Annotated in this window: 17 protein-coding genes; 9 read left to right on the forward strand and 8 right to left on the reverse strand. The window is 34.1% G+C overall.

What is annotated here, in order from left to right; translation table 11 throughout:
- Window positions 1–63 precede the first annotated feature (63 nt).
- The gene (locus IRZ78_RS00695) at window positions 64–963 is read right to left on the reverse strand and encodes a patatin-like phospholipase family protein (protein WP_194614684.1); all 900 of its coding nucleotides are present in this window, start codon (window positions 961–963) and stop codon (window positions 64–66) included.
- 154 nt (window positions 964–1,117) lie between these two features.
- On the reverse strand, window positions 1,118–3,184 hold the full coding sequence (locus tag IRZ78_RS00700; RefSeq protein ID WP_194614685.1) for a M1 family metallopeptidase: 2,067 nt from the start codon (window positions 3,182–3,184) through the stop codon (window positions 1,118–1,120).
- Window positions 3,185–3,251: 67 nt separating this feature from the next.
- Between IRZ78_RS00700 and IRZ78_RS00705 the strand changes: the two genes are divergently transcribed.
- From IRZ78_RS00705 to IRZ78_RS00715, 3 genes are all read left to right on the forward strand, one after another.
- Window positions 3,252–4,016: a diphthine--ammonia ligase gene (locus IRZ78_RS00705; RefSeq protein WP_194614686.1), complete on the forward strand. Its 765-nt coding sequence runs from the start codon at window positions 3,252–3,254 to the stop codon at window positions 4,014–4,016.
- Window positions 4,017–4,021: 5 nt separating this feature from the next.
- A complete protein-coding gene (locus tag IRZ78_RS00710) occupies window positions 4,022–4,423 on the forward strand; it encodes a hypothetical protein (RefSeq protein WP_194614687.1) in 402 nt (133 codons plus the stop codon).
- Window positions 4,424–4,485: 62 nt separating this feature from the next.
- Window positions 4,486–4,992, forward strand: coding sequence for a hypothetical protein (locus tag IRZ78_RS00715; RefSeq protein WP_194614688.1), 507 nt, complete (start codon window positions 4,486–4,488; stop codon window positions 4,990–4,992).
- 11 nt (window positions 4,993–5,003) lie between these two features.
- Here the strand turns inward: IRZ78_RS00715 and IRZ78_RS00720 are convergent, their stop codons facing one another.
- Together IRZ78_RS00720 and IRZ78_RS00725 are read right to left on the reverse strand one after the other, a co-directional pair.
- A complete protein-coding gene (locus tag IRZ78_RS00720) occupies window positions 5,004–5,546 on the reverse strand; it encodes a DUF1697 domain-containing protein (protein WP_194614689.1) in 543 nt (180 codons plus the stop codon).
- 49 nt (window positions 5,547–5,595) lie between these two features.
- Window positions 5,596–7,359, reverse strand: coding sequence for a hypothetical protein (locus tag IRZ78_RS00725; RefSeq protein WP_228520306.1), 1,764 nt, complete (start codon window positions 7,357–7,359; stop codon window positions 5,596–5,598).
- Window positions 7,360–7,631: 272 nt separating this feature from the next.
- Between IRZ78_RS00725 and recG the strand changes: the two genes are divergently transcribed.
- Window positions 7,632–9,740, forward strand: coding sequence for an ATP-dependent DNA helicase RecG (recG, locus tag IRZ78_RS00730; protein WP_194614690.1), 2,109 nt, complete (start codon window positions 7,632–7,634; stop codon window positions 9,738–9,740).
- 358 nt (window positions 9,741–10,098) lie between these two features.
- On the opposite strand, the gene IRZ78_RS00735 is transcribed toward recG, so the two are convergent.
- From IRZ78_RS00735 to IRZ78_RS00745, 3 genes are all read right to left on the reverse strand, one after another.
- The gene (locus tag IRZ78_RS00735) at window positions 10,099–10,701 is read right to left on the reverse strand and encodes a PAS domain-containing protein (RefSeq protein ID WP_194614691.1); all 603 of its coding nucleotides are present in this window, start codon (window positions 10,699–10,701) and stop codon (window positions 10,099–10,101) included.
- A 90-nt stretch (window positions 10,702–10,791) separates the two neighbouring features.
- Window positions 10,792–11,652: a hypothetical protein gene (locus IRZ78_RS00740; RefSeq protein ID WP_194614692.1), complete on the reverse strand. Its 861-nt coding sequence runs from the start codon at window positions 11,650–11,652 to the stop codon at window positions 10,792–10,794.
- A 30-nt stretch (window positions 11,653–11,682) separates the two neighbouring features.
- Window positions 11,683–12,279: a thioredoxin fold domain-containing protein gene (locus tag IRZ78_RS00745; RefSeq protein WP_194614693.1), complete on the reverse strand. Its 597-nt coding sequence runs from the start codon at window positions 12,277–12,279 to the stop codon at window positions 11,683–11,685.
- 562 nt (window positions 12,280–12,841) lie between these two features.
- Between IRZ78_RS00745 and IRZ78_RS00750 the strand changes: the two genes are divergently transcribed.
- The 5 genes from IRZ78_RS00750 (at window position 12,842) to IRZ78_RS00770 (ending at window position 20,401) form a co-directional block, all read left to right on the forward strand.
- The gene (locus IRZ78_RS00750) at window positions 12,842–13,903 is read left to right on the forward strand and encodes an efflux RND transporter periplasmic adaptor subunit (protein WP_194614694.1); all 1,062 of its coding nucleotides are present in this window, start codon (window positions 12,842–12,844) and stop codon (window positions 13,901–13,903) included.
- 129 nt (window positions 13,904–14,032) lie between these two features.
- Window positions 14,033–17,131 (forward strand): efflux RND transporter permease subunit, encoded by a 3,099-nt coding sequence (locus tag IRZ78_RS00755; protein WP_194614695.1) that lies wholly within the window; start codon window positions 14,033–14,035, stop codon window positions 17,129–17,131.
- A gap of 71 nt (window positions 17,132–17,202) precedes the next feature.
- Window positions 17,203–18,513, forward strand: a complete 1,311-nt coding sequence (locus IRZ78_RS00760) for a TolC family protein (protein ID WP_194614696.1) — start codon at window positions 17,203–17,205, stop codon at window positions 18,511–18,513.
- Window positions 18,514–18,540: 27 nt separating this feature from the next.
- Complete coding sequence (locus tag IRZ78_RS00765) at window positions 18,541–19,404, forward strand: bestrophin family ion channel (protein WP_194614697.1); 864 nt, start codon at window positions 18,541–18,543, stop codon at window positions 19,402–19,404.
- Between the two features lie 73 nt (window positions 19,405–19,477).
- Window positions 19,478–20,401, forward strand: coding sequence for a helix-turn-helix domain-containing protein (locus tag IRZ78_RS00770; protein ID WP_194614698.1), 924 nt, complete (start codon window positions 19,478–19,480; stop codon window positions 20,399–20,401).
- Between the two features lie 151 nt (window positions 20,402–20,552).
- Here the strand turns inward: IRZ78_RS00770 and IRZ78_RS00775 are convergent, their stop codons facing one another.
- Window positions 20,553–20,927, reverse strand: a complete 375-nt coding sequence (locus IRZ78_RS00775; RefSeq protein ID WP_194614699.1) for a DUF779 domain-containing protein — start codon at window positions 20,925–20,927, stop codon at window positions 20,553–20,555.
- Window position 20,928: the final 1 nt, after the last annotated feature.

The raw sequence follows: 20,928 nt of genomic DNA on the forward strand, positions 1-20,928 counted from the left end.
TTATACATCAACATTTTAACACTATTAAATATCAATCTAAAATCTAAAATCAGCAATCTAAAATCATCTATTATCACTCATAACCTCAGACTTATTCTGAGCATATTCGTAACCCTGCTCCCACCATTCTTTCATGACTTCTTTATTAAAAATCAAAGCATTATCAGTTAGTTTTGTGGGCGTGTAATATAAGTTAAGTTTTACATTCTTATTGTTTGCCATCAGTTTTCCTATAGCAATATCGTGTTTTTCAACCTGATCCAAAGCAATTCGGAACAAATCGATCATTAAGGAAAACGGATTTTTACCAATAACGGTTTTATTCATATTGACTTCGGTTTCCAGAATAATAACATCAATTTCAGTAGCGCCGCGGTTAATCGCTTCACGAATCGGAACCAGGCTTGAAAATCCTCCGTCACCATATTCGAAGTTGTCTTTCTCGACCAAACTCATAAACGGAACGTAATTACTTGAAATCCAAGACCAATCACAAAACTCTTCGTAAGTGCAATCTTTTATCGATTTATATTCTGATTCGTTTTTAGTGAAATTGGTGACTGTAATGATAACATCGTTTTTCTGTTTCTTTAACTTATTAAAATCCGAAAGAGAAAAATTATTTCTAATGTATTTTTTCAATCCTTTACTTTCTCCAAACGTTCTTTTTCCTTTAAAAAACTGACGTAGAACATTGAAGTGATTTATGGTAACAATATCTACTCCTCCTTTGGTTTTAATCACAAAAGGACAAATATTGAAAATATTAGCCATGGTAACATTGGTATAAATAGAGTGAATTTGTTTAATATGACCCAGGGCCAAATGGGGAATAAGTAAGCTACCTGTAGAAGTTCCTATAAATAAATCATATTCGTGATTTTTCTCTTCTATTAAATATTGCGCTACACCACCGGCAAACGCGCCTTTACTTCCTCCACCAGAAATAACCAATGCTCTCATTTTTTTAGTTATGGGTTATGAGTTAAAAGTTATGAGTTATAATATTTTTTATCTTTTCTATTCTCATCACTTCGAATTCTATTATCTTAATATTTCGTGTTTTTTTATTCGCTTAACTTAAAGTTCCCAACTCATAATTCACAACTCATAACTTTTAACTTTTTTCAACTAATAAACGATTCAATTGAAATTGTTCTTCGGGGTTCAAATTAGGCAAAATTCTCTCAAACAAAGCACGCATTTCTGAATTTTTTAATAAAAACCGTATTGTATCTCTGCCGTATTTTGAAAATTGCCACATATGATGCGTGGTTGCGCTGACTAAATTACTCAAAACCTGATCGTTAATTATCTTAAAAGCAATCAGTTTTTCAAGTGCATTTTGTCGTGTTGTAGCTTCGTATTTTGTAGATGAAAATGAAATTAACTCATTGGCTAAAGCATCCGGATTATCGCTGTAATCCGGAGTCGATAATGCTAATGAAAGCCATAATATTCGAAGATTAAAATCGTTGAAACCAATCCAGTTTTTCGATTTATTTAGATATTCTGTACGATGATCCGGGAAATTTTTCCACAAATAAAACAATGCAATTTCCTGTGTCTGATAGGATTGATCGTCTAATAAGGTTTCGTAATTTGTTCTAAAATCTTCCGGGATTTTGGACAATGATTCTGCCACAGCTTGTCGGACTTGTATATTGTTGGTTTGCAAAGCTATTAGTAAAAGCTCTTTCTTTGCTTCGTACTTTTCAGGTTCTGTCTGGTTTACAATAGCTTCTTTTACAGTTTCGTAAACGTTCGATTCTAAAGTCTTTTTTAAAAACTCTATTTTCTCCGGTAATGGCGTTTTCTTCAATTTATCAACTTCCAATCTAACTTGAATGGCTTTGTTTTTACTCAATAAAGCATTCGCTGTGGGTGTATCAAAAGCTGTCGATTCTAACCAGGTTTTCTGAAATTTATCCAAATCAAAATCGGATACTTTTTTGATTTCATCAAAGAAATTTTGTGTATTTACAGTTTGATAAGCATACTTTTTCAGATAATTTTTTATCGCTTTTTTGAATGCTTTATCACCAATGGATTCATGTAAAACAAACAATGCCCAGGCACCTTTTTCATAAAAAGTCAACGAACTTGCTTTGGCATTCAAAACCGGAACCGAATCTGTTCTTGAAGCAAATTTTATTTGTTGTGCCGTTTCGTATAATTTCGAATAGAAAAAATCATCTCCATAAATTTCCCTTTCGGCCAATGCTGCATAATACGTTGCAAAACCTTCCTGAAGCCAATGATGTGTACTGCTTTCGGCCGTAATTAAATCTCCAAACCAATGATGTGCCAACTCATGAGCGTCAACGTTTGTATAATTTCGATCTGTAAATCCTATCGAATCCACAATATATCGTGTCGCGAAAAGTGTAGTAGTTGTATTTTCCATACCAGCATACAGGAAATCGCGAACAGGAATTTCTCTATAGATTTCCCACGGATACTTCACTCCTATTTCTTTTTCTAAAAAATCAAAAATACGTTTTGAATATCGGTATGTTGGTTCAAAACGGTTCGTATCTTTATTTTCAAGATAATATTCCAGCGCAATTTTAGATTTTGCTTTGAATTCTTTTTTATCATATTTCCCAATGGCAAGCATTAATAAATAAGAACTCATAGGATTTTGCATTTGGTATTGCCAATGCGTTGAATTTCCTTCTGATTTTTTTTCTTTTAAAATTCCGTTTGAAACAACCTGATAATCATTCTCGTAGGTAATTCCTAAACTAAAAATAATTTTTTCGTTTACATCGTCGAAACTAGGAAACCAATTACTGGTATATCTTCCCTGACCTTGCGTCCAGATTTGAGTTTCTGTATTATCAATATTAATAAAGTAAAGAGCCTGTTTTGGTTTAACCGAATATTCGAAAGTTAAGCGGTTTTCTCCCTTCTGAAAATTATTCAGAATTTGCAATTCTTTGCCGGTATTAATATAAACAACATCTTTATTATCGATCTGAATATGAAAAAAATCCATGTTTTTAGCATCGATTTTAATGGTATCAATAGGCTTTAAAACCTCAAAGCGATAATCGACAATTCCGTGAACTGATTTTTCCGCTGTGTTTAATTTTAATTGTCCTGAAACCGATTTAAAATCGACAAATTGGGTTTGTTGTGCAAAAACGAAACTGGTAATAAATAGGAAGATGTATTTCATTGAAATAAATTTGAAGGCGAAATCCCAAAGTTACAAAGGTTTCACCAACAAATCGAATGAAATTTGTATGTTTACCTTAGAAAATTACAACTACGTGTCAATACCAAAAAAAGCCTTATTTAACTGGAGCAGCGGAAAAGATTCTGCTCTGGCATTGTATAAAACATTACAAAATCCTGATTTTAAAATCGAATATTTGCTTACGAGCGTCAATCAGCAATTTCAACGAATTTCTATGCATGGCGTTCGTGTCGAATTATTAGAAGCGCAGGCAAAAAGCATTGGATTGCCACTTAAAATCATGCAGATTCCTGAAATGCCAACAATGGAGGTCTATGAAAGTGTGATGACCAAAACTTTAACCGAATTAAAAAACGAAGGAATAACACGTTCTGTTTTTGGTGATATTTTCCTGGAAGATTTACGCCAATACCGCGAAGATCAATTGGCTAAAATAGGTTTTGAAGGTGTTTTTCCGCTTTGGAAGATTCCAACGCAGGATTTAATACAGGAATTCATTTCGTTAGGATTTAAAACGATTGTCGTTTGCGTAAACGAACGTTATTTAGACAAGAATTTTGTTGGCCGAATTATCGATCAGGAATTCATTAACGATTTGCCTGATAATGTAGATGTTTGCGGTGAAAACGGTGAATTTCATACCTTTACTTTTGATGGTCCGATTTTTTCAGAACCTGTAAAATTTGAAATTGGCGAAATCGTGTATCGAAAATACGAAAAGCCTAAAACCGAAGATTCTTCCGATACTGCTTGTGATACAAGTGCCAGCGATGCTTTTGATTTTGGATTTTGGTATTGTGACCTAATTTAACAACAATGAAAATATTCTATTTTAAAAAGATTTGTACCCTTATATTTCTAATAACTATTGCCCTCGTTTGCCAGAGCTGTCTGGTAAGCCGTTGCAAAAGACCTCAGATTATGGGGTATATTTATGATCCTATCAGCAGAAAACCAATTGAAAACTGCAAAGTTGGAGAAAATCTCACAGACACAAAAGGTTATTTTCAATTAAAAGAATTACGTTATTCTGAGTTTACTTTTGTTGGCTATGAAGCGCCGCCATTAATGGTAAATGAAGCAATTATTAAAGAGGGCTACGAAAATAAATCGATACAATTATTTAATCCTTTTGGTGGTGGAATAAGAAAAGGTGCTGTGCACAATTGTGATACTATCTTTTTAAAAAGGGCGCCTGTAACAGTTATCGAAAAATAATTTACTTTTATTACATTTAGAATTCAGTTTCAATTCAATTATTAATTTCATTAAAACATATTATGGCTGTAAAAGAAATTAGTTTAGAAATAAAAAAAATTCTGGAATTCCTTAATGAAATAGGAATTGATGTAATTGAAAAAGAATTAGATACAAGCTTTTTACCAGGATTAAGCCTGGGACCAAATTGTATTTATATCGATTATGATCAATTATTATATCCAGGTGATATTTTACACGAAGCAGGGCATTTAGCGGTTACCACATCTGCTGAAAGAAACAAGGCCGGTACAAGCGAAATGTCGCCCAAATGGCCTACCCAGGCCGAAGAAATAGCAGCGATTTTATGGTCATTTGCAGCTGCAAATCATTTACAATTACCACTTGACTTTGTATTTCACCCTAATGGTTATAAAGGCGCTTCGGATTGGTTTATTTCGAATTTTAGTGATAAAAATTATATTGGATTGCCGTTTTTAGAATGGATTGGACTTACCTTAAGTAATGATCGTGCACTCAAAGAAGGCAAAGAAGCTTTTCCTGTAATGCAAAAATGGCTAAGAGATTAGTAATTATCACATTAACCGTTATATAATTCTAGTAAATTCGTAACCGTATTCCAGTTTCGCATTGTTACTATAACATTAAGTTTTTTCTCGATATATTTTCCTTCTAATCTGGTTTTTCCAGCACCAATGTCGTATTTAATAAAAATTCTGTTGCCGTCGATGCTAGCTTCATCGGGTTTAAACTGACTGATTTTTAAATCATTTATGTTTTCTTTTTTCAGAGTAGTTGATACAAAGGCAACATATAGTTTTTTGGTATCTATATCTTTTTCTTTGAAATAAGGATTATTTTTAAAACACAATTCCAGATCTTCTTTGGCAATAACTATGGTAGGAACTTCATGTCCGAAGACCTTAAAAATTTCCTGTTTGATCATAAAACCCACTTTCGAAGCACTTTCTTCGTCTGTATCTACAAAAACATTTCCGGATTGCAGATACGTTCTCACATTCGTAAAACCAATATTTTCTAACATAGTTTTCAAAGCCTCCATTTTCATCATATTGTGACCGGAAACGTTGATTCCTCGTAAAAGTGCTAAATGTGTTGTCATTGTTTAAGTTTTGTTCAAAGATAAAAATTCATTTGATGATTATGGACAACTACTCTTCATCTTCTCCAATTTCTATATCAAACTTGGTTAAAAAATCGTTTAATCGCTTTTTATATCTTGCATTGGCCTGGTTTACAATCTCGTCCGTTTCTTCGTTTGTTTCTATTGGTTCAAGATTAAATTCTTTTTTAACCCATTGCTGAAACTCGTCTTTATTTTCATTTTCTTTATAATATTCCTCGTCTTTATAAAAATAAGCAGAATCAAAATCAACTGAAATTTCTGTATCCAAAGTCAAAAGATGAATCAATGCACGTGTATTTTCGGCTACAACATGAATACCGCCTTCATCACCAAAAACCACTATCGGGCAATGGTTTAAATCATTATCTATCAACCAATATGCATAAGAACTTCCTGAACCATTTGCTCCTGAAAATTCAATAAAACTATTATAAAATTCTTCTTTCTCAGACCATGTTTTTATCCCGGTTTTTTCATTTGTTATGGTAAGGCCAAAACATTCCGAATAGGTTTCTGCGCCAAATTCCTGCTCGAATTTATACAGTTTTAACAAATCTTCCGGTAAAGCATAACTGCCAAACTGAACTGAAAAATCTTCTAATGAAAAACTGTTGTCATATTCTGCATATTCTGTTTCATCATCATCGTCATCTTCTTCCTCAGAAGTTTCTGCCGTGAGTACTTCAAAAACTTTGATTACAGCACATTTTACACAAAACATTTCAATTCCGGGAGCCGTTTCGTTGTTAGCCCATTGGAATTTTGGATTTCCGTCCTCATATAAATATTCCAGTAAAAGTGTTATTTCTTCATTATCATGGCACCATAAAGCGCGCAATCTAATATTGAAACCATTTGTAATATCTTCAGAAATCTGACTGTATTTCTTTCCTTCATATTCAAACGGAATAAACGAATACTCGTTTCCTTCACTTTCTTTGCTGATTCTGCCTATAAATTCCAGTCCAGACAAAACGTTGATCATTTCGATAAACTTATCACGGAAATTAGCATACATATACTTTTCCGTTTTTTCGTAATCCAGAATCGAAAGTCCTTGTTTAAAGGCATCTTCGTGATAATTATTTCCTAAAATCTTTGTTCCATAATCTGAAATTTCGATAAAAGAATCATGTACAATATCTGATAATTTATGAGTCGACGGAAAGTAATTTTCAATTGTCATCACTGCTCCATTTTCATCCGCAACATTACTGCAGATTAATATATCTGGTCGGTTTACATTAATTATGGCCTGAATATCTGTAAAACGTTCAAAATGCATTAGCATATCATCACTGTAAATTAACCAGGCTGTAACATCGCCTTTTACAAAAAGTTCTCCGTGATTGTATTCTCCTAAAAGTGCATCGCATTTTACGCCGCCACCCAAATAATGCACGCTTCCAAACAAATTGATATTTACACTTGTTGTTTGTCCTAAAACAATTAAAGCAGGTGAATTATCAGTATCAAAAGAACTTATAAGTTTCGTAACCGAAAGATTTCCTTTAAAAATAAATCCTAGTATAAAAACATCAGGATGTTCTTCTGTACTATAATCCATTTCAAACGAATCCATTTGTACATCATCTTCTGCTAGCAGAAAAATTGGATTTTCTTCATAGTCAGGAAAACGCCAGGTATCTTCAAAAACATTATAGATTTTTTCATTATTAAAATCGGTAAGATCTCCAATAATATTGTGAGCTTCGTGTCGATTAATAACTTTAAATGTAACGCCGGCAAACTCTAAGGTTTCAAAAGGAACTTTTTCTTCGTTAATCATATAGGAGCTTATATTTTAAACATTTAACAAATCTAATAATTATCTTTATTTGTTAAAATACCTAATCAATTATTTCAGGCTTTCAAATTTCCTATTTTAAATTTATCTTCGCTTTTCTAAAGAGAATAGAGTTAAGAGAATAGGACAAAGAGAATAGAGTAAAGAGAAATAGAGTAAAGAGACTAAAATCTATTAACTATGATCCATATTCTACATTCTATAATCTATTTTCCATATTCTATTTTCTATAACCTAAATTCTAAAATAAATTAATGTCTAATAATCTCCTTGAAACCCCAATCGAATACTTAAAAGGTGTTGGTCCCAGTCGTGGTCAATTGCTTCGTAAGGAATTGGGTATTCATAAATACAGGGATTTAGTTAATTTTTTTCCGAACAGATATATTGACAGAACACGTTATTACAAGATCAACGAGCTACAGAATACAGGTGCCGAAGTTCAGATTATTGGTAAAATCATCAATATAAAAACAGTTGAATTTGCCAAAAACAAAAAACGTTTAGTAGCCACTTTCGTGGATGATACGGGGCAAATAGACCTGAACTGGTTTCAGGGACACAAATGGATTCGGGAGAGTTTAAAACTGAATGAAGTTTGTGTGATTTTCGGGAAATGTTCGCTTTATGGAAGTCAGTTTAGTATGGCGCATCCGGAAATTGAATTGTTAAGCGAGCACGAAAAAAGCCTTAGGTCAGCGATGCAGCCTGTTTATCCTTCGACTGAAACACTTACGAACAGAGGGATTTCAAACCGAACGATTAATAAAATGATGGAGCAGTTGTTTCTTGAGACCCAAGCTCTGTTTACAGAAACCTTCCCTCCTTATTTAATAGAAGAACTAAAACTAATCTCGAAAAGAGCGGCTTTATTCAACATACATTTCCCGAAGAGTACTGACGCTTTGGCGAAAGCCCAATTTCGATTGAAATTTGAAGAACTGTTCTTCATTCAATTGCAATTGATTACTAAAAACCTGATCAGAAAACATAAAATAAAAGGGCATCCGTTTACAAAAGTGGGTGAACTTTTTAATGAATTCTACCAGAACCATTTACCGTTTCAGCTTACCAACGCCCAGAAAAGAGTGGTAAAAGAAATCCGTTCAGACATGGGAAGCAATGCCCAAATGAACCGATTATTACAAGGAGATGTAGGTTCCGGAAAAACCATTGTTGCTTTTTTGAGTATGCTTCTGGCAATCGATAACGGTTTTCAGGCTTGTTTAATGGCGCCAACAGAAATTCTCGCTAATCAGCATTTTATTGGGTTATCTGAGTTAGCTCAAACCTTAAACCTGAATATAAAAATATTAACCGGCTCAACTAAAATAGCGGCACGAAGAATCATTCACGAAGAACTGGAAAACGGAAGTTTACATATCATTATTGGTACTCATGCTTTGCTGGAAGATAAAGTGAAATTCCAGAATTTAGGTTTGGCTGTTATTGATGAACAACACCGTTTTGGAGTAGAACAGAGATCAAAATTGTGGAAGAAAAATGATATTCCGCCACACGTTCTGGTTATGACTGCTACTCCTATTCCGAGAACTTTAGCGATGAGTCTCTACGGAGATCTCGATATTTCGGTCATTGATGAATTGCCTCCCGGCAGAAAACCCATTCAAACCGTACATCGTTTTGATAGTAACCGATTGAAAGTATGGAAATTTCTGCGAGATGAAATTGCCTTGGGAAGACAAATTTATATCGTTTATCCCTTAATTCAGGAATCTGAAAAAATGGATTATAAGGATTTAATGGATGGCTACGAAAGTATATCACGTGATTTCCCTTTGCCTCAATATTCAATATCTATCTTACATGGAAAAATGAAACCGGCTGATAAAGATGCCGAAATGAAACGTTTCTCTGAAGGCAAAACCAATATTATGGTGGCAACAACTGTAATTGAGGTTGGTGTAAATGTACCCAACGCGAGTGTAATGATTATCGAAAGTGCAGAACGTTTTGGATTGTCCCAGCTACACCAATTACGTGGCCGTGTAGGTCGTGGTGCCGAACAAAGTTATTGTATCCTGATGACAAGCCACAAGTTAAGTGATGACAGTAAAACCCGAATGCAAACCATGGTACAAACCAATGATGGTTTCGAAATTGCCGAAGTAGATCTTAAACTCCGAGGCCCGGGAGATTTAATGGGAACACAGCAAAGTGGTGTTCTAAATCTTCAAATTGCTGATATTGTGCGCGACAGAGACATTTTAGGTCTGGCGAGAAACTACGCCATGAAAATCTTAAAAGAAGACGGCCCCTTACAAAAACCGGAACACGCCGTACTAAAAGCGGTTTTTATCGAACTCACGAAGAAGAAAAATATTTGGAATTATATTAGCTAAGGTGCTAAGTTCTGAGTTGCTAAGATTCTAAGTTTCTTTTTAAAATTCCAAAAAGAAAGTAAAATTCCAATTTTCAAGACTCTTCTTCCGGAGCCTCTTCATATCGGCAATAAATAAGGCAATAAGGCGAAAAAAAATCTTTGTTCCTTTGTTGCTCTGCTACTTTGAAGCTTTTTTGAAAAAACTTAGTAACTTAGAAGCTTAGCAACTCAGAAGCTCAGAAAAAAATATACTTCACCGCATTACATCTAAAATTCAATAATTCTTATTCTATAAGGTGATTTAGATTTGTTGGGGGACAAATTTTAAAATTGAAATTTAGTGCACACAATGAAGCATATAGTTTTTTTTGTATTCTTTATTTTTTAGGTGGCGCTTTCTTTTCGAACAAACCACTAAAAAGACCTTTACTTATTTTATTTTTATCATCTTTTCCTGTTGCTACCAGATGGTCAACATACTCCATATACGTCTTTTTGCGTTCTTCCAGAAAACCAATTAAATAATCCTCAGAAGCTCCAAGACCGCTTACTTCTTCAATATGAAGCAGTTTTTTATATAAAGGTTCTATAAACTTGGTGATGATTTCTTCCGGAACTGATTTTCTGGTTCCAAAATAACCTGCAATTTCTCCGTCGCCATCAGCAATAATTTTAAAATCGGTAATTACCCAATAGTACCTTCCGGTTTTTGACATGTTTTTGATAATAACGTGGATGTTTTGACTGGATTTAATACTATCCCACAAGAATTTAAAAATTACTTTTGGCATATCAGGATGACGGATCACATTATGAGGCTGTCCGATAAGTTCATGCTCATCATAACCTGACACATCTATAAAAGCTTCATTTGCGTATAAAATAGTTCCTTTTGTATCTGTTTTACTTAATAATACTTTAGTTTTATTCCAATCAACTTCTCTGTCTGATGGAGTCGGGCGAGTAATTCTGTTATCCATAAATTTTGTATTTTAAATTAATAGGCAATTGTATTTTGCGTATAAACTGTGGCCTGTAAAGTATTTTTATAATTAAGTTTTCTACATCAATTAACTTTGGCCTCTGCTGTTAGTCGATTTTACATGAATGTCATTCACCAAATCATCAATTTTTTTAGCACTTTCTCTCATCATTTCCAGATAACTTAAAAGTTTGTCGTTATCGGTATGTCCTTTTGAAACATCAATAAGTTTTAAAACCGAATTGACCGGCAATTTTAAATCAAGAGTCGTTCTATGAATAAAATCATTATAATCTTTAGTAGCGCTCATCGAACTATATTTTGCCGATGCTAATTTGATATTTTCCAATTCATATTCATCAGAAATTTTCGAAATATGGTTTTGGCTGTGTTCCTTAAAATAATACGCCCAATATCCGTTCATAAAGAAAACAACTGCTGCTAAAACGACATGAATAATAAAGGTTTCAAGATCAAAGTTTACCTGAGAAAAATACAGCTGTAATCCTTTTGGATCCGTGTAAACATAGTTTTGCATGTATGCCAAAGCCCCGTGATGCAAGACCACCAAAAACGTAAGTGGTATTTGCAGTTTCCAGTTTTGATAGATAATCAAAATCGTACTCGCAATAAAAACCGTAAAATGCATCTCGAATAATCCGTGCATCTGATAGATATACTGTGCCATGAAAATAGCCAGAACAACTGCTAAAACGTACTGATAAAAATTAGAGTTTTTGATAAAAAATTTGGCCGAATAGTACAATAAAAGATTCAAAGTCCCTACTCCCACTCCAATTTCAAATGTGTCGTATTTAAAGGCTAAGGCAATTCCCAAAAGGAAATAAATGGCAAGAACATAGTTGATAATCGTATCTGATTTTTGTGTCATCGTAGACATAAAATTGTGAAGATAATCGCGTTCATTCAAACTGGCTTTTGTTTTCATAAATTAAATAGATTAGGTTAAGAAATAGATTTATTTAGTGCATTTTGGTAGCGAGCATCCATAAGCTCTCAGAGCTAAAGCATCAAACGAAGGGGACTTGGTTTGTTTTAATAAAGCATCAATTGCCATTTTCGCATAATTACTATCGGCATTGGTACAATATCTTGTTTTGTTGTAGTTTCCGCGGTAATATAAGTTTCTTGAACCATCTAAAAGGACTGCCTGAGGCGTTGAGAAAACACCACAATCTTTTGCTATACTTTCATCAAAATAAACCGGAATATTGGCATCAAATTTTTTCTGAATCTCTTCTATTGTAAAGTCCTTTTGTTTGTTGAGAACTACAATTTTAAAATTAATCTGATTTCCGTACTTTTTGATAAGACCGCTTACGTGAGGAATATTAAAGCGGGAACAAGGACAATCCGGATTGAAAAAGTGAATAAAAATTGGCCTCGTGTCTGTTGTACAGCACTTAAGGTCAATTTTACTTCCCATGGCTATATCATGATAGTTTTTAGGAACTGGTGTAGGTAAACTGTATTTGAATTCGTTTTGCCAGAATAAAACAGAAATGGCAGCGCATAATAATAACATCCATAAGCCAACAAGTAATTTTCTTAGCATAAAAGGCAGTTTTTGGGGTTAAAATAAAAATTGTTTAAACGACTGTTAAATAATTTATTTTGACATGAAATATTTACAACTTAAAAGCAAATAAAAAACCTACACATTTAACAGCTTAACCACCAAAAACATTACTATTCGTACAAAAAAAAGATCATTTTGTTTAAGCATATTAATGTTACGAATAAAATCGATAAACTGCAAAAAAAATCAGACAAAAACACAAATAATTCACAAAAAGAAAGAATAATATTACTTTTAAAAGATTGTTTTAAGTAAAAATACGTAACTAAAAACATATAAATAAAGCGTATTAGTACCTGAAAAGATGATTAATAAACTCTAAAAACAATTTAATTATAAATAAATTCAATCCCATTAAACCATTTGCGGAAAATCATATCTAATTACAAAAAAGCGGCGAACATAGCTGTTAAAAGACATTTAAAATTAATATCATACAAGTGTTAAATAAAACCCAACATCTTTCGTTTTCGTTTCAAAAAGTTAAATTTGTAGGCTTACTAAAAACACATACCCAAAAAACATTTACCTCAATTTTATGAAAGTAAAAAACCTTATTTATGCCTTGCTGATTATATGCATCGGAGGATTTATAACCTACAGAATAGTTTCAAACAAAAAGAAGAACGAAGAATCTAAAAATTTTGGCGACAAGGACAAGCCTACAACAGTAACAGGAATTGTGGTGCAAACTGCTACTTTCGATAATAACCTATCACTTTCAGGGTCAATTGAGGCAAATGAACAAATAGAAATTCACAGTGAAGTTTCAGGAATTGTTGAAGGAATTTATTTTAATGAAGGTAGTTTTGTAAATAAAGGTCAGGTTCTTTTTAAGGTAAATGATATCGAACTTAAAGCACAATTAAGACAGGCTGTAACCAAAGAAGGCCTGGCTAGTGAAAACGAAAGAAGAGCAAAATTACTGCTTCAGAAAGAGGCTATTAGTCAGGAAGAATTTGATGTTGCCAACGCTGATTACGCTTCGATGAAAGCGCAAACTCAATTAATAAGAGCGCAAATAGCAAAAACAGCTGTAAAAGCTCCTTTTTCGGGTAAAATTGGTTTACGCTCTATATCACCGGGAACTTATATTACGCCAACGGTTTTGGTGGCCAAATTAGTAAATACAGGAAAATTAAAAATCACATTTTCTATTCCTGAAAAATACGCTTCGCAGGTAAAATCAGGATCAACAATCGACTTTGCGGTTTCAGGATCAGATAAAGTATATAAGGCAAAGATTTATGCGATTGAGCCGGAAGTGGAAGTAGCAACACGCACCTTGAAAATTCGCGCCATTGCAGATAATATCGATGGGAAACTTTTCCCTGGAACTTTTGCTGATGTAAAACTACCTCTAAACATCATCAAAGATGCGATAGTGGTGCCTTCAGAAGCGATTGTGCCTGTTCAAAGCGGTAAAAAAGTGTACGTGGCCAATATGGGAAAAGCCAAAGAAGTTATGGTTGATGCTACTACAAGAACCGATTCTTCAATTTTGATTTTATCAGGATTAAAAGCCGGAGATACCTTAATTACCAGTGGCGTAATGTCATTAAAGAATGAGGCATCAATAAAAGTTCAAGTAAAAAAATAATTTTAAGTTAAGAGTTATGGGTTATGAGTTAGATCTGAGTTATAGGTTTTAAGCTTCAAGTCTTATTTCTATTTTCTTTATTCTATTTTCTAAAATCTAAAATCTGAACTCTAAAATCCAAAATCTCAAATGAGTTTATCTACTACTAGTATAAAAAGACCTGTTTTAACCATTGTACTGAATCTTCTGATTATTCTATTCGGTTTTATTGGTTATACATTTTTGGGTGTTCGGGAATTTCCTTCGATCGACCCTGCACAGGTTTCCATTAGAACCAATTATACAGGAGCCAATTCTGATATTATAGAATCACAAATTACAGAACCTCTTGAAAAAGCAGTAAATGCAATTGACGGGATTCGAAATATCACATCATCCAGTAATCAGGGAAGCAGTAATATTACCATCGAATTTAATCTGGATAAAAATCTTGAAGAAGCCGCAAACGACGTTCGTGACAAAGTTTCGCAAGCTGTTCGAAGTTTACCGCAGGATATTGATGCACCGCCGGTAGTTTCTAAAGCCGATGCCGATAGTGAATCTATTATTTCGATGACTGTTCAGAGTGATAGCAGAAGTTCTTTGGAATTAAGTGATTATGCAGAAAATGTTATTTCACAACGTTTAGAAACAATTCCCGGAGTGAGTGGTGTTCAAATCTGGGGACAAAAACGTTACGCCATGCGTTTGTGGATTGATCCGATAAAATTAAACGCTTATAACTGTACGGTTTCGGATGTTCGAAATGCCTTAAACGCACAAAATGTAGAATTACCTTCCGGAAAATTAACCGGAAACAATACAGAATTGACTGTAAAGACCATTGGAAATCTTTCGAAACCGGAAGAATTTAACGATATTATTATTCGAACAGACGGAGATAAAATTGTTCGTTTGAGCGATGTTGGAGGTGCTGAATTAGGACCAGAAAATATCGAAACTTCTTTAACATCTTCAGGTCTTCCAATGATTGGTATGGCCATTGTACCAATGCCGGGAGCGAATTACCTGGATATTTCGAAAGAATTTTATAAAAAATATGACGCTTTAAAAAAGGATCTTCCAAAGGATATCAAACTAAACATAGCACTTGACAATACGCTTTTCGTAAAAAAATCGGTACTTGAAGTGGCTGAAACTTTAGGGATTTCGATTATTCTGGTAATCATCATTATCTATTTGTTTTTTAGAGATTGGGCCATTGCATTCAGGCCTTTAATTGATATTCCGGTATCTTTAATTGCTACGTTTTTTATCATGTGGTTGTTCGGGTTTTCTATCAACGTATTAACCTTATTGGCAATTGTATTAGCAACTGGTCTGGTGGTCGATGACGGAATTGTAGTAACCGAAAATATCTTCAAAAAAGTCGAAGAAGGAATGTCGCCAATCGAAGCGGCTATCAAAGGTTCTAATGAAATTTTCTATGCTGTAATCTCGATTTCCGTTACACTTGCTGCCGTATTCTTGCCTGTAATTTTCTTAGAAGGTTTCGTAGGCCGACTCTTTCGGGAATTTGGGGTCGTAATTGGGGCCGCGGTTTTAATCTCAGCTTTTGTATCCTTGACGTTAACACCAATGCTGAATGCTTATTTGATGAAAGGCGGAGAACAGAAAAAATCAAAATTCTATATAAAAACAGAACCTTTTTTCGAAAAACTAAATAGCGGATATGCAGCATCATTAGGCCGATTCATGGAAAAAAAATGGATCTCCTTCCCTATTCTTATTGCTTGTTTTGGATTGATTTATTTATTCTTTACCATACTTCCAAAAGAAACCGCTCCTTATGATGACCGTAGTTCTGTAACCATGCGTATGACTACTCCGGAGGGTTCTTCTTATGACTATACCAACCGTTTTATGCAGGAAATGTCGAGATTGGTTGATGATTCTATCCCGGAGAAAAAAGTAAGTTTAGTCATTACAGCAGGAGGTTCCGGAGGTTCTGCAACAAATTCAGGATTTATCAGGCTTTCGTTGAAAGAACCGGATGAAAGAACTAAGTCTCAAAAAGATATTGCAGATCAATTAACCAAATGGACTAAAAAATACCCGGATGCTAAAACATCTGTAATTCAGCAGCCTACAATTGCCGTAAACCGACGTGGAGGACTTCCGATTCAGTACATTATTCAGGCTCCAAATTTTGAGAAACTGAGAGAAAAAATTCCTGTTTTCATGAGTGAAGTGGGTAAAAGTGATGTTTTCTCGACTTCGGATGTGAATTTAAAATTCAACAAACCTGAAATCAACGTAAGTATCGATCGTGAAAAGGCCGAAAGTTTAGGTATATCAATTATGGATATTGCTCAGACTTTGCAGCTTTCTTTAAGCGGACAACGTTTTGGATATTTCATTAAAAACGGAAAACAATATCAGGTCATTGGTCAGTTTGATCAAAAAGACCGTTCGAAACCATTAGATTTAACTTCGATGTTTGTTCGAAACAAATCCGGTCAGTTGATTCAGATGGATAATGTCGTAAAAGTCGAAGAGCAAAGTAACCCGCCACAATTGTATCATAATAACAGATACATGTCGGCAACAGTTTCTGCAGGTTTGGCTCCGGGCAAAAGTATCAGCGATGGTATCGAAGAAATGGATAGAATTAAAGCTAAAGTTCTAGACCAGAGTTTTACCACCGATTTAAGTGGAGAATCGCGAGATTTTGTCGAAAGCAGTTCGAATACTTCTTTTGCTTTTGGATTGGCTTTGTTATTAATCTTTTTGATTCTTGCCGCACAATTCGAGAGTTTTATCGATCCGTTGATTATTATTTTGACTGTGCCAATGGCCGTTGCAGGAGCTTTATTCTCCTTATGGTTATTCAATCAAACCTGGAATATATTCAGTCAGATTGGTACGGTAATGCTTATTGGTCTGGTAACTAAAAATGGTATTTTGATTGTAGAATTTGCCAATCAGCTTCGAGAACAGGGAAAACCAAAAATGGAAGCCATTCTTGAAGCATCAGAAGCACGTTTACGCCCAATTTTAATGACAAGTTTGGCCATTGCCTTAGGAGCATTACCAATTGCAATGTCCCTTGGAGCAGCTTCTACCAGTAGAATCGGGATGGGAGTTGTAATTGTGGGAGGAACTATTTTCTCATTAGCATTGACACTTTTTGTAATCCCGGCTATTTATTTGATGTGGTCTAAAGCCAGAAAACATTATCCGGAATTTGATCATATCGAAGAATACGAAAGAGAGAGCCATAAATAGATATTAAAATTTGAAATAATATAGATGTGAATTTCGTTTTAAAGTGTTATTCGCAGCTAACCATTCATCATATGAAAACTAAAATAACATTAATAAGTCTCGTTTTATTTTTGTTTTGTGCAGCAAAAAGCAGCGCACAGGAAATCCTGACTATCGAAGATGCTATGAAAATAGCTTTAGAAAATAACTTTGAAATTAAGATTGCTAAAAATAATTCAACCATAAGCGAAACAAACGTTACCGTTGGAAATGCAGGTATCCTGCCAACTGCAACAGCTAATATTGTAGACAATAACAGCGTTACAAACTCTACGCAGGTACGTCAGGACGGAACATCAACTACATTAAATAATGCAAAAAACAACAGTTTAACGTATGGGGTTAGTTTAGGCTGGACTGTTTTTGACGGAATGAGAATGTTTGCCAGATACGATCAGCTAAAAGAGCTTCAAAAATTAGGCGATGCCGAATTAAAAAGAACGGTTTTAATGAAAATTGGTCAGGTAAATTCAGCTTATTATGATTTAGTACAGCAACAGCATCAGTTATCGGCTTTAGATACTACAATTGTAATTTCTAAACAAAGAGTTCAATTGGCACAAAACCGTTTCACGATTGGTAAAGCTTCAAAATTAGAAGTTTTAAACGCGCAGGTTGATTTAAACACAGATCAGGTTGCTTTATTAAGGCAAAAAGAGTCGTATAAAAATGCCAAAATTTTACTGAATCAGTATTTAGCACGTGATCCCCAAATTGATTTTACAGTAACTGATTTGGTTACCGTAGATAACAAACTGGTATTGATAGATTTAATGGATCTTGCAAAAAAACAAAATCCGGCTTTAGAAGCGCAGGTTATCAATAAACGTATTGCAGAATTACAACTTAAACAAGTAAAAGCAAGCCGATACCCGACCGTAAATTTAACGTCAGGTTATAATTTTTCTGAAAGCCAGTCAAGTCTTGGATTTACAAGCGAAAACTCTTCAAAAGGTTTTACATACGGTTTTAATGCTTCACTGAATATTTTTGATGGATTGAATCAGCATAGAAATGAAAAAGTAGCCAAATTGCAAATCGAAAATTCTCAAATTGCCATAGAGCAGCAAAACATGATTTTGAATACGCAATTGAGTACGGCTTTTCAAACGTATCTAACCAACTTGGAATTAATTGATCTTGAAGAAGATAATCAGGCTATTGCAAAGCAAAACTTAGATATTACGCTTGATAAATTCAGAATCGGAACCATAACAACTCTTGATTTCAGAACAGCTCAGTTGAATTATGTGAATGCAAAAGTACGTTACAGCAACGCACAATATGAGGCTAAATTATCTGAAATTGCCCTGAAAGAATTAGCAGGAAATATTAATTTTTAGATTAAATTTGTTTCAAAACAAACTTAAATGATCTCATATAATACCAAGGACTGGTTTACTTTTATTTTCCATGTTCATAAATCAGATACAGCAAGAAAACTGTTTCCGATAATGATCGCTATCGGAATTTATTCTTCTGTAATTGCGTATCTTGAAATCGCCTATTTTAAAGTAGGTAAAAACGATTACATCCATAACATTCCCATCATGCACGGAATGTTAGGTTTTGTAATTTCGTTACTGCTTGTTTTTAGAACCAATACCGCTTACGACCGCTGGTGGGAAGGGCGAAAATTATGGGGAGGCCTGGTCAACAATAGCCGTAATCTTGCTATTAAACTTTCGGCAATGCTGAAAGATGAAAGTGATCGAAAATTCTTCAGAAAATTCATTCCTACTTATGCTTCAATCTTGCACAGACATCTTCATGATACTGAAACTAGTAAGCAGCTTTTTGATGATGTAGATTTAGAAATTGACCATCATAAACACAAACCTAATCAGGTAAAAAGAATGATGTTTCATAAGATCAATGATTTGTATGATTCTAAAAAAATTACCGGAGAACAACTCATTATTTTAAACGAAGAATTACAATCTTTTACGGATATATGCGGTGCCTGCGAAAGAATAAAAAACACGCCTATTCCTTACTCTTACAGTGCTTTCATAAAGAAATTCATTTTCTTTTATACCATGACATTACCTTTTGGTTACTCGATTAGTCTGGGATATTTTGTTGCTCCGGTTGTTGTTTTTATTTTTTATGTACTGGCGAGTTTAGAGCTTATTGCAGAGGAAATTGAAGATCCGTTTGGTGACGACGAAAATGATCTGCCTACCAAAAAAATTGCAGAAAATATTAAAAAACATGTTGAAGAACTGATTTAATTAAACGTTAAATCTGAGGTTTCTATTCATTTTTTTTATTAAATTTAAAGCCTTACTTCAAAATTTAATCACAATGAATAACCAACGTGCTTTAATAAATCCTCCGCATTTATCGAATGAAAAATCATTGAAAACACTTGTTGAAAACAGGACCGTTTACACATTAAATCATTGTGAGTTAAATATTTTTGAAACCTACGAATCTTCTCAATTAGTACCACTAAAATTTAACGATTTTGTGGTGACCAGTATGCTGAGAGGAAAAAAGATCATGCATCTTTTTGATGAGCCCGGATTTGATTATCTGCCGGGAGAAACAGTCGTTATTCCGTCGAATGTGGAAATGAAAATTGATTTTCCTGAAGCTTCGAGAGAAAATCCAACGCAATGTCTGGCACTCGCAATCGACAAGGCTAAAATAAATCATACCTTAAATTTTCTAAACGAACATTATCCTAAAGAAGGCAGCGATTGTTATTGGCAATTAAATTATCAAAACTATTTCTTTTATAACAATATAGATCTTGCCCTTACAATCAACAAATTGATTAAAGAGTGCATGGGTACCTCAATGACAAAAGATGCTCTGGCCGACTTGACTTTACAGGAATTATTAATTAGAATTATACAAACGCAAACAGCAAAATCAATTGATCAGGGAATTTCGGTTTCTTCAAACAGTCCAATTTTTGAAGTTACCGAGTTTATCAGGCTTAATTTAAAAGAAAATATAAATTTGAAAAGCCTGAGCGAAAAAGCCTGTATGAGTACAGCTTCTTTTTATCGCTTTTTCAAACGGGAATTAGGCATGAGCCCGATTGAATATGTTTTGAATGAAAAAATAAAACACGCCAAAAAACTACTAAGAAATCCCGGCATTCAGATTAACGAAGTTTGCTATTTATCCGGTTTTGAAGATGCTAATTACTTTATCCGATTGTTTAAAAAACACGAGGGAATTACGCCTAAGCAATATCAGTTGTTGTATGTTAATTAAAGATGCTGAGACTCTAAGTCGCTAAGGTTCTAAGTTTTTTTTTTGCCTTACTCTCTCATTTTATGTTACTCTTAAAAATAAAAAATCTCCAAAGCATTCTTACCGTAGAGACGGAAAAACTCAGAACCTTAGAATCTTAGCAACTTAGAACTTATTCTATAAAACTAACCGGTTCCAAATCTTTCTCTTCTTCTTCTGTAAAAATTCTATATTCGATTTGAAATGTTTTTTTCAAAGGAGTTTCTAGCGAAAAACCTCCTACACCAAAAGCGTCGATTACTTTTAGGGTAAAATGGGCATGTTTCCAATATTCGAATAAATCTTTATCTACCCAAAATTCTGTGTCTTCTATAGTTCCTACACAAACATCCCCCATTCGCTGATAATATCCGCCTTTTTCAAAACATTGTGGCTGCGTTCCTTCGCAACAGCCTCCGGCCTGATAAAACATCAAATCGCCGTGTTTTTCTTTTAGAATATTAATCAGTTCAATGGCTTGATCTGTGGCGTCGAGTCTCTTTATCATA

The sequence above is a fragment of the Flavobacterium sp. CSZ genome, assembly GCF_015350725.1.
GTDB lineage: Bacteria > Bacteroidota > Bacteroidia > Flavobacteriales > Flavobacteriaceae > Flavobacterium.

What these genes read in the sequence shown, in the direction of transcription:
- IRZ78_RS00695 (WP_194614684.1), bottom strand. Translation starts at nt 963, where the DNA reads ATGAGAGCATTGGTTATTTCTGGTGGAGGAAGTAAAGGCGCGTTTGCC.
- IRZ78_RS00700 (WP_194614685.1), bottom strand. Translation starts at nt 3,184, where the DNA reads ATGAAATACATCTTCCTATTTATTACCAGTTTCGTTTTTGCACAACAA.
- IRZ78_RS00705 (WP_194614686.1), top strand. Translation starts at nt 3,252, where the DNA reads ATGTTTACCTTAGAAAATTACAACTACGTGTCAATACCAAAAAAAGCC.
- IRZ78_RS00710 (WP_194614687.1), top strand. Translation starts at nt 4,022, where the DNA reads ATGAAAATATTCTATTTTAAAAAGATTTGTACCCTTATATTTCTAATA.
- IRZ78_RS00715 (WP_194614688.1), top strand. Translation starts at nt 4,486, where the DNA reads ATGGCTGTAAAAGAAATTAGTTTAGAAATAAAAAAAATTCTGGAATTC.
- IRZ78_RS00720 (WP_194614689.1), bottom strand. Translation starts at nt 5,546, where the DNA reads ATGACAACACATTTAGCACTTTTACGAGGAATCAACGTTTCCGGTCAC.
- IRZ78_RS00725 (WP_228520306.1), bottom strand. Translation starts at nt 7,359, where the DNA reads ATGATTAACGAAGAAAAAGTTCCTTTTGAAACCTTAGAGTTTGCCGGC.
- recG (WP_194614690.1), top strand. Translation starts at nt 7,632, where the DNA reads ATGTCTAATAATCTCCTTGAAACCCCAATCGAATACTTAAAAGGTGTT.
- IRZ78_RS00735 (WP_194614691.1), bottom strand. Translation starts at nt 10,701, where the DNA reads ATGGATAACAGAATTACTCGCCCGACTCCATCAGACAGAGAAGTTGAT.
- IRZ78_RS00740 (WP_194614692.1), bottom strand. Translation starts at nt 11,652, where the DNA reads ATGAAAACAAAAGCCAGTTTGAATGAACGCGATTATCTTCACAATTTT.
- IRZ78_RS00745 (WP_194614693.1), bottom strand. Translation starts at nt 12,279, where the DNA reads ATGCTAAGAAAATTACTTGTTGGCTTATGGATGTTATTATTATGCGCT.
- IRZ78_RS00750 (WP_194614694.1), top strand. Translation starts at nt 12,842, where the DNA reads ATGAAAGTAAAAAACCTTATTTATGCCTTGCTGATTATATGCATCGGA.
- IRZ78_RS00755 (WP_194614695.1), top strand. Translation starts at nt 14,033, where the DNA reads ATGAGTTTATCTACTACTAGTATAAAAAGACCTGTTTTAACCATTGTA.
- IRZ78_RS00760 (WP_194614696.1), top strand. Translation starts at nt 17,203, where the DNA reads ATGAAAACTAAAATAACATTAATAAGTCTCGTTTTATTTTTGTTTTGT.
- IRZ78_RS00765 (WP_194614697.1), top strand. Translation starts at nt 18,541, where the DNA reads ATGATCTCATATAATACCAAGGACTGGTTTACTTTTATTTTCCATGTT.
- IRZ78_RS00770 (WP_194614698.1), top strand. Translation starts at nt 19,478, where the DNA reads ATGAATAACCAACGTGCTTTAATAAATCCTCCGCATTTATCGAATGAA.
- IRZ78_RS00775 (WP_194614699.1), bottom strand. Translation starts at nt 20,927, where the DNA reads ATGATAAAGAGACTCGACGCCACAGATCAAGCCATTGAACTGATTAAT.